The organism is Pseudomonas arcuscaelestis, from assembly GCF_016881005.1.
In the GTDB taxonomy this organism is placed as follows: Bacteria; Pseudomonadota; Gammaproteobacteria; order Pseudomonadales; family Pseudomonadaceae; genus Aquipseudomonas; species Aquipseudomonas arcuscaelestis.
Map to the genome: position 1 here is coordinate 386,731 of NZ_JACOPV010000004.1, position 11,954 is coordinate 398,684.

11 protein-coding genes are annotated in these 11,954 nt (G+C 57.8%); 4 read left to right on the forward strand and 7 right to left on the reverse strand.

Annotated features, from left to right (window positions below; translation table 11 throughout):
* Nucleotides 1–7: 7 nt before the first annotated feature.
* The 6 genes from pqqB to H8F21_RS08140 form a co-directional block, all read right to left on the reverse strand.
* Nucleotides 8–919 carry a pyrroloquinoline quinone biosynthesis protein PqqB gene (gene pqqB, locus H8F21_RS08115; protein WP_203584195.1) on the reverse strand — a complete coding sequence of 304 codons (912 nt, stop codon included), beginning with the start codon at nt 917–919 and terminating at the stop codon, nt 8–10.
* Nucleotides 920–986: 67 nt separating this feature from the next.
* Nucleotides 987–1,058 (reverse strand): pyrroloquinoline quinone precursor peptide PqqA, encoded by a 72-nt coding sequence (pqqA, locus tag H8F21_RS08120; protein ID WP_008365141.1) that lies wholly within the window; start codon nt 1,056–1,058, stop codon nt 987–989.
* Between the two features lie 159 nt (nt 1,059–1,217).
* A complete protein-coding gene (gene pqqF, locus H8F21_RS08125; protein ID WP_203584196.1) occupies nt 1,218–3,569 on the reverse strand; it encodes a pyrroloquinoline quinone biosynthesis protein PqqF in 2,352 nt (783 codons plus the stop codon).
* Nucleotides 3,570–3,607: 38 nt separating this feature from the next.
* Nucleotides 3,608–4,411 carry a carbon-nitrogen hydrolase family protein gene (locus H8F21_RS08130; RefSeq protein ID WP_203479869.1) on the reverse strand — a complete coding sequence of 268 codons (804 nt, stop codon included), beginning with the start codon at nt 4,409–4,411 and terminating at the stop codon, nt 3,608–3,610.
* A 13-nt stretch (nt 4,412–4,424) separates the two neighbouring features.
* A complete protein-coding gene (locus H8F21_RS08135) occupies nt 4,425–6,107 on the reverse strand; it encodes a flavin monoamine oxidase family protein (protein WP_203479868.1) in 1,683 nt (560 codons plus the stop codon).
* Nucleotides 6,108–6,292: 185 nt separating this feature from the next.
* Nucleotides 6,293–6,751 carry an Lrp/AsnC family transcriptional regulator gene (locus H8F21_RS08140; RefSeq protein WP_136474192.1) on the reverse strand — a complete coding sequence of 153 codons (459 nt, stop codon included), beginning with the start codon at nt 6,749–6,751 and terminating at the stop codon, nt 6,293–6,295.
* 190 nt (nt 6,752–6,941) lie between these two features.
* Between H8F21_RS08140 and H8F21_RS08145 the strand changes: the two genes are divergently transcribed.
* Nucleotides 6,942–8,144: an O-antigen ligase family protein gene (locus tag H8F21_RS08145; RefSeq protein ID WP_203479867.1), complete on the forward strand. Its 1,203-nt coding sequence runs from the start codon at nt 6,942–6,944 to the stop codon at nt 8,142–8,144.
* Here H8F21_RS08145 and H8F21_RS08150 read toward each other — a convergent pair.
* Nucleotides 8,104–9,024 (reverse strand): glycosyltransferase family 2 protein, encoded by a 921-nt coding sequence (locus tag H8F21_RS08150; protein ID WP_203479866.1) that lies wholly within the window; start codon nt 9,022–9,024, stop codon nt 8,104–8,106. The genes H8F21_RS08145 and H8F21_RS08150 overlap by 41 nt on opposite strands.
* Before the next feature lie 648 nt (nt 9,025–9,672).
* On the opposite strand from H8F21_RS08150, the gene H8F21_RS08155 reads away from it, so the two are divergent.
* The 3 genes from H8F21_RS08155 (at nt 9,673) to H8F21_RS08165 (ending at nt 11,953) form a co-directional block, all read left to right on the forward strand.
* The gene (locus H8F21_RS08155) at nt 9,673–11,052 is read left to right on the forward strand and encodes a tyrosine-type recombinase/integrase (protein WP_203584197.1); all 1,380 of its coding nucleotides are present in this window, start codon (nt 9,673–9,675) and stop codon (nt 11,050–11,052) included.
* A 43-nt stretch (nt 11,053–11,095) separates the two neighbouring features.
* Nucleotides 11,096–11,680 (forward strand): hypothetical protein, encoded by a 585-nt coding sequence (locus tag H8F21_RS08160; RefSeq protein ID WP_203584198.1) that lies wholly within the window; start codon nt 11,096–11,098, stop codon nt 11,678–11,680.
* A 75-nt stretch (nt 11,681–11,755) separates the two neighbouring features.
* Nucleotides 11,756–11,953 (forward strand): helix-turn-helix transcriptional regulator, encoded by a 198-nt coding sequence (locus H8F21_RS08165; RefSeq protein ID WP_203584199.1) that lies wholly within the window; start codon nt 11,756–11,758, stop codon nt 11,951–11,953.
* Nucleotide 11,954 lies beyond the last annotated feature (1 nt).

Consider the following 11,954-nt stretch of genomic DNA (forward strand, 5'->3'; position numbering starts at 1 on the left):
GCTCCTGCTAAAGGGTGATGCTCATGCCGTCGAAGGCTACTTCGACGCCACGGCGATCCAGTTCGGCGCGTTCGGCCGAGTCTTCATCGAGAATCGGGTTGGTGTTGTTGATGTGGATAAGCACCTTGCGTTGGGTTGGAAAACCCTCAAGGACTTCCAGCATCCCACCCGGTCCATTCTGCGCCAAATGACCCATTTCGCGGCCGGTGCGAGTGCCGACACCACGGCGCTGCATTTCATCGTCCTCCCACAAGGTGCCATCCACCAGCAGGCAATCGGCGTCACCCATCATCTGCAGCAGATTGTCGTCCACCTGGCCCAGCCCCGGGGCGTAGAACAGTTTGCCACCGGTACGCAGGTCTTCGACCATCAAGCCGAGGTTATCGCCTGGGTGTGGGTCGAAACGGTGTGGCGAGTAGGGCGGGGCTGCGCTGCGCAGCGGGAAGGGGGTAAAGCGCAGGTTCGGGCATGCTTCGACGACAAAGCTGCCTTGTAGCTCGATGCGGTTCCATTGCAGGCCGCCATTCCAATGACTGAGCATGGTGAACAAGGGAAAACCGCTGGAGAGGTCTTGATGGACCATCTCGGTGCACCACACCTGATGCGGGCAGCCTTCACGCAGGCTCAGCAGGCCGGTGGTGTGATCGATCTGGCTGTCGAGCAGAACAATGGCGTTGATACCGCTGTCGCGCAAGGCGCGCGCGGGCTGCATGGGCGCGAACGCCTGCAGTTGTGCGCGAATATCCGGCGAGGCGTTGCACAGTACCCAGTGAATACCGTCGTCAGACAGGGCAATCGACGATTGGGTGCGCGCCGTGGCGCGCAATGTGCCGTCGCGAAAGCCTTTGCAGTTCACGCAGTTGCAGTTCCACTGCGGGAAACCGCCACCTGCGGCGGAACCTAGAATCTGGATGTACATAGCTGCTCCTGCCGGGTTTTGAAATAAAAACGCCCCGGCTGACCGAGGCGTTGTACCGCAGGCTGACTCAGCGGCTTGCGAAATACATGGTCACTTCAAAGCCGATACGCAGATCAGTGTAAGCAGGTTTGGTCCACATGGATTGACTCCTTCCGGATGGGTCTGGGGTTTGACAGCTACCTATTTAGTCCTCTCGGGTCATGAGGGGTTCAAATAGCTGGGATTGCGCTATCTTACTAAAATTCTACGTACTGAATGGTTAAATCCTCGATAAACGTCGTTACATATTCAGTAAGAATCAGTGCTTCGACCAATTGCCGTGAAGAGGTGCTGGACCATTGGCCAGGCACAGCCAGCCCCGCTTGGCGTGCAGCAGGTCATCTGCACACTGGCGCAGCGTTACCTCATCAACGGCGTGAATCTGTTGTTGAAGTGCGTGCAAGGACGCCTTGCCTCGCCCAGCCAAGAGCGCCTGCCAGGCCCACTCGGCGACCTCGGCGTTGCTCATTGTCGGCTCGCTCATTTGTTCGGCCAGTGCTTGGCGGATCCCGGCGTCGCAGTGCAGGGTAGAAGGCAGCGCGGTGAGAAACCCATGGATATGCGTGAGGATTTGCTCATGGCTTGTATTCGGTGACTGCACGCCGAACACCAGCCCGTTGATGCCCTGGATCTGACGGAAGGCGCTGAAAACGGCGTAGCCCAGCTGCAATTCGACGCGAAAGCGTTGATAGAACGGCCCCTGAATGTGCTGTGCCAGCAAGCGTGCGCAGGCTTCGTCTTCGCTGGATAACGGGCAGAACAGCAGCACAGCCTGTTCATTGGCCGCAGGGGGCAGCATTTGCCAAGCGCGCGCAGTTTTCGCAGGCGCGGGGCAAAGCAGTCCCGGCTTCCCGGGTATATCTTGCAGCACACTGTTGAGGGCTTGCTGTGCAAGCTCGTCCAGCCCTGTTGCCATTGCCTGCCAACGAGCGTGGGCCCAGAGCCGCTGGAGATCGCTTTGACAAACTTCGCCTGCGTGCAGGGTGGCGTCGGGGCCACCGATGAGTTGCTCGGGAAGTTGCCGGAGCAAGGCACGGATTGGCATCTTATCGACTTCATCGGCAGACCTCGCAATCCAGCTGGAGGCATCTGGATGCTGCAGTGCGTGCAGGGTCTCTGCCATTGTCGCAACGACAGCGTCAGGGCTGCCCGTGCAGCGTAACTGCCAGAACCTGGCACAGGAATCGAACTGTAATGTCACCCCGGCTCTTTCTGCGCGCTCGCGCAGTGGCTGCAATGCGCGGTCGAGCACCTGCCAGAGTCGTTCATCGATTCCCGCGCTAACTTGCCAGCGCACGTAGACAAAGCCTTGCTGGCGCATCGGCGGCAGCAGCGAACTGATGGATAAGCCTGTAGGCGTTACGTGGCTGTACTGATCAGCAGGTCGATGTACCGCGAGCAACGGCTCTGCAGCGGGCAAATGCCACTGTTCGGTGGCCGACGGCAAGGTGTGCTGCACAAGCGCCTCGAGCAAACTGTTCAAGGCTTGCTCGGCTTGGGTGTCCAGGGCCTGATAGGGGCGAGAGGCGCTGTCACGACAGGCTAACTCCAAGGCTGTGGCGGTTTGTGCACGACGGCGCTGTAACTTTGCGTACTCCTGGTTTATCGAAGTTCGGTCCACGTCGCGGAAAAACCTCAACCAATCCGCAAGCAGCGTTCGTACCTGCGTATCTGTGGCCCCTCCGTTAAGCTTCAGCCGGGTGTGCAGCAGCGCCTGCCCTGCAAAGCTGTATAGGGACGAGAACTCCAGTGCTTGCCCCCAGCCTCGCCGACGTAGCGCTGACAGCAGCCCGCCGGGGCGCGCATCGGTGAGCCAGGTGGCGAGAAATTCGATGGCGTGTTCCATCCCCGTAGGCTGGTTTTCGATGGCGTGCAAAAGGTCCAGTTGCTGCTCACTGCGCTGTGGTGTGAGCGTGTTGTCGGCAAGTCGCGCCGCTGCGGCCTGTTCTACTCGTTCGCCTGTGGCGAAATTGTTGGCAGCAGCGCATGCCATGGTTTGTAGCTGTTCAAGGCTTTGTGGTCCGCTCAGGCTCAAGACCATTTGTCCGGCCTGGTAGAAACGTTGGTGATACGTTCGCAAGGCCGTCTGAAAGGCGTGGCAGTGGATCGGCAGGCTATAGCGATTGCCTGCATGGAAAGCACTCAGCGGGTGCCCCCTGGAAACCCTCTGCAGCAATGCAAACTGCGCCTGAGCTTGAGGATTGCGTGACCAGGCGATGAATTCGGCATGAATCACTTCGCGCTCGCGCGACTGGCGCTGTAAATCAAATAGCGGACGGGCGAGCATTTCGCATAAGCGCTCGAGCCCACCGGCAAATGCTGCCTGCGGGACTTCGAAAAAGTAGTCAGTGGTGCGCTCGCGGGTGCTTGCATTGACTTGCCCACCGTGGCGTTGCACATAGCGCATCAGGCCATCGTCGAGGGGGAAGCGGTCATTGCCCAGAAACAGCAGGTGCTCAAGAAAGTGGGCCAGGCCCGGATGAGTAGGTGGGGCGTCATGACTGCCTGCCATCACCCGTATCGCGGCCGCACAGCGCTTGAGCTGCGGGGCATGGCGTAGCGTGACTTGCAGGCCATTGTCGAGAGTGAGGTGTTGCACAGTGCTGGGCATGACGGTTCCGTTGAAGCGCGAACCGTCATGCTAACGGATTATCCGCGATTGCGCGGATCGCCATACAGCTCGGGTCGCAAGTCGTGCAGGTAAGGAGTGTTGGCGCGGCCTTCATGTACCCGTTGCAGCTCCAGGTCTGCCATCAGCAGGCACGGGTCGCGACTGGCCATGGCCAGAATGCTGCCGTCGGGGCCGACGATACTGCTTTGCCCGCAATAGTGGATCTCGTCTTCTGCTGCACAGTAGTTGGCGTATGCCAGGTAGCACTGGTTTTCGTAGGCACGGGCGCGCACGGTGACTTGGGCAACGAAATCGTAGGGCACCATGTTCGCAGTGGGCACCAGAATCAATTCAGCGCCGGCCAATGCCAGGCGCCGAGCGCTCTCTGGAAACTCGATGTCATAGCAGATCAGCAACCCCAGGCGCCATCCGTTCAGTTCCACGACTGGAAAGTGGTCTGGACCTGGACTGAACATGGCCCGGTCCAGACCGCCAAATAGGTGGGTCTTGCGGTAGTTGCACAAGCTGCTGCCGTGAGCGTCGATCAGTTGCACCGCGTTGTACACCCGACCGTCGTCGGACAGTTCCGGATAGCCATAGGCAATGGCGATGCGATTGCTCTGGGCTATCTCCACCACGGCCATGGCCGACGGCCCGTCATCGGCCTCGGCCAAACGTGCCACTGCTTCGCTGCCAATGTTGTAGCCGGTCAGGAACATTTCCGGACATACCAGCAACTCGGCACCGCGGGCGGCTGCCAGCTGCGCCTGCTGGTGCAGGCGCTCGAGGTTGCCGGGTACATCCAATGGTTGCGGTGCACCTTGATACAGCGCGATGCGCATGGCCTTACTCCCGTCAGTCGGCCAGGGCGATGGGGCCGATTTCGTGGAACACATCCCCTGGGCCTGGGTTATCCGGATGGGTGTGCCCCCCGAAGTGAGTCATGATACCCCACACCGCATTGAGCGACGTTTGCACGGCACCTTCGACCCAGGCTGGAGTCCAGGACACGTCATCACCGGCGATGAAGATACCGCGTTGCTCGCTAGGCAACTCCTGCTGCATGAAGTGCGCGTACATGCGTTGGTTGTAGCGGTAGTGGCCGGGCAGGGCGCCTTTGAAGGCACCGAGGAAATGCGGATCGGCTTCCCAGGACACGGTGATCGGATCCCCGATGATGTGCCCGGCGATGTCTACTTTTGGATAGATTTTCTTCAGTGCATCCAAGGCTAGCTTTACACGCTTTTCCACCGGGTGCGGAAGCATCTTCAGGGCGTCGCTCATCCAGGAATAGGACAGGCAGATCACCCCCGGCTTATCGTCACCGTTGTCGAACAGGTAAGTACCACGGGTCAGGCGGTCGGTGAGGGTCATGCTCATCAGATCACGGCCGGTTTCTGGGTCTTTATCTTTCCAGAATGGCCGGTCGACCATGACAAAGGTCTTCGACGACTGCATATAGCGGGTACGGTCCAGGGCCATCCACATTTTTTGCGAGAACAGCGATTCCTCGCATTCGATCTGGGTGGTCAGCAACCAACTCTGGCAGGTTGTCAGCACGGCGCCATAGTGGCGAGTGTCGCCCCAATTGTCGGTAACCGCCAGTCGCCCATCGGCATGGCGAGCAATGCTTTTGACCCCAGGACGCGGCGCACCCCGGTGCAGTGAACTGAGACTGGTGCCCTCCGGCCAGTGGGCGCAACGTTGGGGCACATGGCGCCAGATGCCCAGCGGAACCTGCTCGACGCCACCTACGACCAAATGCTGGTGGTCGTCGCAGTTGGTCATCACCACGCGAAAGATTTCCAGCATCGAGTTAGGGAAGTCCGAGTCCCAGCCGCCGGTGCCGAATCCGACCTGACCGAACACTTCCCGGTGCAGAAAGCTGAGTTTGGCAAAGGCTTTGGAGGTGGCGACGAAGTCGTAGAAGGTGCGGTCATCCCACAGCGGCACCAAGGTGTTCCAGAGTTCCTTGAGACGCGGCACATCTCGGTCGCGAATAGCTTGTTGAATCTCTGCGAAACGGGAACCTTCCTCGAGCGCATCGGCCCAGGCATCGGCAACTTCCTGGAACAGTTGCGGCAGGTCCGAAAGTTTTTCGGCGTAGTGGGTCTGGCCTTCCAGGTCGATAACCGTGCTGCCCGAAGCGGGTGTCAGCGGGTTAGGAAAAGGCTTGGTCTGTAGGCCCAGCTTGTCTACATAGTGGTAGAACGCAGTGGAGGAAACGGGGAAACGCATGCCGCCCAATTCGGCGATGATTCCATCGGTGCCTTCGAAGGTTTGCGAACGCAGTCGGCCACCCATCTTCGACGCTTCATACACCACCGGCTTAAGGCCGAGCTTCATCAGCTCGTACGCCGCTACCAGGCCGGCAATACCGGCACCGACAATCGCCACCTCTTCACCGTGGCGTTCGGCCGGAATACTGCCCAGGCCGGCCGGGTGTTCAATCCAGTTATCAAAAGCGAACGGGAAATCCGGGCCAAAAATGGTGACAGGTTTTTTTCCGTCGGCGGGATGACGATTATTCTTATTCATGGGATGACCTTGCCAGGGCTGCGCTGCACGCGAAGCTTGAGTATAGAAAACGCTGGCGGTCAGTTTAGAGCGTGTGAGTTACGTAATTAAGAAGCAGAGTGTCGTCTATTTGCACTTCAAGTCGCCTATTTGCATGTCGCTTCCGTCATATCGACAACTGCGCTAGTAGGGGACTTGCCTCGCGATCAGTTCCAGCCACGGTCCACCTTGCTACTGAGAATGATCGAAGTGGTGGTCTTCTCCACACCCTCGACACTGCCGATTTGATCCAGCAACTGATCCAACTGCTCCGGCGAATCGCTGCGCAGCCAGGCCACATAATCAAACTCACCGCTCACTGCACAGAGCTGCTGCACTTGGCCCATGGCACCAAGGCGGCGTACCACCTCCTTGCCCGAGCGTGGTTGCACCTTGATCCCGACATAGGCTTGCAACCCACCGTCAATCAAACGCTGTCCAAGGCGCACGCCATAGCCGCTGATGACCTTGGTTTTTTCCAGTCGCGCCAGGCGCGAGGTGACAGTCGTGCGGGCGATGCCCAACTGCCGGGCAAGCATGGCAACGCTTTCGCGGGCATTGATCTGCAAGAGCGAAATCAGTTGGCGGTCGATTTCATCGAGGGCGATGGGGCGACTGTCGGACATGGATATTCTCTGGGTTGGCGCGTAGCGTGGCGGACGAGGTAAACCCGTTAGCCTATCCATACCCCACGCTGCCCGGCAAGCTTCCTCACGCGGTGAATACCTGTGCTGGAGTGTGCTAGTGCGGGTTCAGCCTCGCTACAAGCTCGCTCAACACATACAATCTAGCCTCTCAACTTGACGAGCACGCTTCATGTCAACGGATGTATTGACCCAATCCACCCCCCAGCGTCTGGGGAATCTAATCATTGGCTACTTGCTGCCGCTTGGCTGGCTGGTCACGCTGACAGGAATGTTCTGGGCCTGGGAGCGCCCGCACTACCATAAATCCTTTTATATCTTTCTCGCCTTTCCAACTCTGCTGGCCTTGATCCTGCGTCCGCGCTTGCTCAAGCCCCTGACGAGTAACCCTTTATTTATTGCTTTCCTGACCTTCAGCGCCTACACCATGCTGAGTCTTGCCTGGTCCGATACCGAGAACTCGGTCGGCAGCTTGCTCAAGCGCCCGCTGTACATTGCCATGCTGATGTTTGCCGCAGGCATCATTGCCCTGCGTACCCCTGAGCGCCTTGGGCAGCTCACGCGCCTGGCAGCTATCATCGCTGCTGTAGCTGCGGGGCTTTCGCTTCTGTATTTCGCCTTCAACACCCCTTCCATCTTTCGTTACCGACTGACTGGGTACGGCGCGCTCTACAACCCGCTTCTCACTGGTCACGTCTTTGGGGCATTCGCTGCATTCTGGCTGGCTTCGTGGTTTCAGGCGCGGAGCCCACTGAGTCCTTTGCCGATTATTTGCCTGGCGCTGCTAGGCGCTGCCATCCTTGCCACTGGTTCACGGACACCCTTGGTTGGTCTTGCGGGGGCGCTGATCTGGTTGCTGATCGTCGGCGATCGACGTCGCGGGATGATTGCGCTGGGGTTGGCGGCGCTGGCTTTGTTGGGCGTCGCGATTCTTCACCCTGAAGCGGTCACTCAGCGCGGTATCTCTTACCGTCCGGCTATCTGGATGGACGCGTTGCGCCAGATTGGCGAGCACCCATGGCTGGGCCATGGATACGACAGCCCCATGACGGTGGCCATTCCCGGAATACGCAAGCTTTCCGACCCCCACAACATTGAGCTGGGTGTGTTGTACGCGGGCGGTATCGTAGGATTGGTGCTGTGGATGACGCTTTATGGCCTGGCGATGTATTTCAGCTGGATCTATCGCAAGCATCCAGCCGTTACCCTGGCGGCCACCTGGCTGGTGTTCGGTTTCGCCTCGGGCCTGACTGAAGGCAGCGCCTTCATGTCACGCCCAAAAGAACACTGGTTCTTGATCTGGCTACCGTTGGCGATGGTTTACGGGCAATCGCTTATTTACTGGAAGCGTGACCGCGCATCTTCGCAGAGCTGATCAGTCGCCACATACCGCGCAAGGTTTTCTTGTTCCAGAACTTGACCGGGATTTCCGCCAGGATCTCCCGGGCAAGGGCCTTATCGCGGTTGGCGTACTTGAGCAGCATGGAGTTACGGAAATTCATGCACACCCACTCGTAGCGTGGATGATCGCGGAACACCTCATACGTCCTTAGTACGTTATCCACCATGAAGCGGCCGTTCTTGAAGGTATTGCTGGGGTGGTCGCGGTACTGAGCCAGCACCTCGCCGAGCACGTCAATAAAGTAACCGGCGCGGGTGATTGCCAGCTCGATATAGACGTCTTCCAGGCGGATATTGGCATTGAAACCGCCCACTTTATCCAAGGCCTCACGGCGCAGCATCAACGTTGCTGCCATTGGCCCAGGCTTGCGGTCGAGAAACAGATCATCGAAATCCAGGCGGCGAAAGGGCAGATTGCGCTTACGCTGCTCGCGAGGACCCATCACCTTACCATCCTGGTCGATGGTTTCGATGTTGGCCGAGCAGATCCCCACCTCAGGCTTGTCACGCATGTACTCGACCTGGGTGGCGATGCGATGGGGGAACATAATGTCGTCGGAGCCGAACGGCACAATCAGCTCACCGCGTGCGCGCTCAATTGCATCATTCAGGGTGCGAGCCAGGCCTTGGTTGGCTTGCAACTTCAAATCGAAACCGTGCTGCGCTTGCAGTCGCTGCAAAATTGCCTGGCTGTCATCCTTGGAACCATCGTCGATGACCAGTAACTCTATATTCTTATAAGTCTGGTTAATGACGCTGTTGATGCACGTTTCGATATAACGCGCATGATTGTAGGACGCGATGATCACTGTCACCAACGGCGAATCAGTAGCATCGTGACGCTGAGCAGACATAAACAAAAACCCCTAAGTTGTACTGTACCGCATGAGTACTTCGCAGCTCACATCTGCAGAAGGCGCGCTCAAGCGTACGAGCCCTCATCTTGATCTTAGCTAATGGAATGCACGTGTACCGCACGTGTCTTTCAATCGTCGTTTTGGCGACCTCCATGGAGTCCCCCGCCACCAAAACTGCTGTGCTTTGAACCTATGGTCCCTGCTGCGTTGGCAGCTCGCAGGGACGCGCAGGGCATTCTACCGGGATATCAGCCATCCGTGGCGCTGATGGCCAATTGCTTTATTGAAAGATGTCTTGAATCAACGAGTTAGCAATGCGTTCGCCCCGTTTGTCACGTGCTTGTAAGACGATCATCCGGTGTAAGTCGAGAGGTGGCTAACACTGGTAGTGGCGGCGTTTTCCTTACGGGCATAAAAAAGCCGCGCAATGCGCGGCTTTCTGTTTGGTGGGCCCACACGGACTCGAACCGTGGACCAAAGGATTATGAGGCATAAGATTGCTTAATTTTGTGTAACGTTATGGAGTAATAAATCCAGTAAATACAAGGCTTTTGGCCAGATCATTCGTTTCGTGACATTTCCCAAAAATCCCCTATATTGCTGGCATTCGTTGAGCAATTCGTTAAGCGGTTTTAGGGGCTGAAAGTGGCGCAGAAACTAGCTCACAGCAGAATCAATGCCTTGAAAAAAGGCACTTTGTCCGAGGCGCTGGACGTGAAGGGCTCAGGCTCGCTGATCTTTGAACGCAGGATTAGTGGAATACTGGTCTATCTGAGTCTGCGCCGTGACGGTAAGCAAGAGAGGCTCAAGCTGGGCAGCTATACCGATAGGCCCCTGACTGATTGGCGGACTTATGCCGCTGCTAGGTCGCTGGAGGTGCGCGGGTTCTCTACCATTGAGGATTACCAGAACGCCCAAAGTGAACGCCAGCGCACCGCGCAGCGAGCCGCGAATCTGGAGGCCAGGCAAGGCACTTTTGCGCAGTTGCTCGACGCCTATGTCGAGGATATGGAAAGACGTGGCAAGACCAGTGCCAAGGAAGTGCGCGGCGCTCTAAAACTGAACGTGCTAACCCCATTTCCTGAGCTGTCCGCGCGTAAAGCTAAGGAGGTCGAGCCCGGTGATATTGCTGAGCTTCTGCGCCATTGCCTAAACCGGCCAGCCGCCAGCAAAGGGCGCGGGGTGCGGCTCACCACAGCTAACGCCACCAATGGCAAGAAGCGCCAAGCGGACAAGCTACGCAGCTATCTGCAAGCGGCATTCTCCTTTGGGCTGGCGAACGACCTTAACCCACTGCGTGCGGGTGACGCCGTTCAATATGGATTGAAATTCAATCCGGCGCGTGACGTACCGACCATCGAGGGCGCTAACCAGGCGAACACTTGGGCGCTGACCAAGGATGAATTGAGGGCTGCCGTTCTCGCTGTCGAGGATCTACCTGAGCGTCGCCGTGCTATCGCCAAGGCCATGCTTTATCTCGCCGGGCAGCGCGTGGAAATGCTTTGCCGTGTTACTTGGCAGGACCTATACGACGATGGCGAGCATGGCCCGGTAATGCGTTTGCTGGATCTGAAAGGTGGAAAGGGCACCCCGCCGCGTGAGCATCTTCTGCCAATGGTCGAACGTCTGGGCGAGATTTTGGCCCCGTTGCTAGCCCTAGAGAGCGAAGGTAAAGCCCCTGGCCCGTTCTCTCTGCGAGGCAAAGTGACGATTGCGCCGGGTACTGCACTGGATATTTTTCAGGGTCTAGGTGAACGCCTGGCGGGAGAGGGCAAGGCCCGCCGTTTCACCTGGCGCAACATGCGCGCAACTATCGAAACCCATTTGGCAGCGTTGGGCGTGAATCAGGAGCGCCGCGCTTGGCTGCTGTCGCATGGTCGGAGCGGGGTACAGGCAAAGCACTATGACCGTTGGAGCTATCTACCGGAAAAGCGCGCTGATTTGGACAGGTGGGCGCGCTACTTGGATGACCTTGTGGGAGTCGTGCCTGCGGGCAACGTGGTGCAACTGCGGGGGCGTGTGTGATGGCCAAACATTTTGGAACTGGGACGGTTAAGGAGTTGGCCAAATGATGTTTCGTATCAGGTCAGGTGATGATTATTCAGCACTGAGAGGCGAGAAAGTCGGACGTGAAGATGCTGAGCGCGCATTGCGCCAATATATCCGGCGCCGTAAGCACGGAATGAGCGTCCCTGATGACCTGCAAAACTTCATCCTCGATGGATTGCAGCGCCAGCTAGAAGGTGGAGCGAAAGGCTGGCACAACGAAGTGGGCCGGCCAAAGGATGAGCACGAATCGCTCACCATGTGGGCGTGGTATTGCTTCCATATGGACGAGAGGTTCAAAGGCGGCCTAACCGATGAACGCTATGAGCGCATATCGGCGCATCTAACAGAGGAGCTAATCCCTCTGCGCGTGGATGGTGTTCCGGGGCTTAGTGGGCCGAATATCAAGCGCATGGTTCGTGACTTTAAGAGATCGGGGTTTCAGCGCACTGATGCGTCTGTGAGGCCAGCAATGGCTAGCGATATCGCGGAACTGAACATCATTAAGGCCCGGCTATTCTGCCGCTGCACGCTGCTGCTAGATAACTCCCCGTCAAATGAGCTAGCCCCTAAAATCGTGGAGTGCTGGGAAAAAGATCAGAAATGAACTGAATTGTTGACCCCTGAACGTCAAAGCCGGTGCCAATAGCTTGAGGTCTCTCATTACAGGAGGCTTCACAATATGCAACATCAATCCGACATCATCCGCAGCAACCAATCAGCCGCCGATTACTTGGGCGGCATTTCCCTTGTCACGCTTTGGCGCCTGAGCCAGACCGCAGACTTCCCGCGCAAGATTAAATTGAGCGCTCGTGCAGTGGGCTACCGCAAGTCTGAGCTTGATGCTTGGCTGGCCACCCGTCAGGGCGAGGTGGCATGAG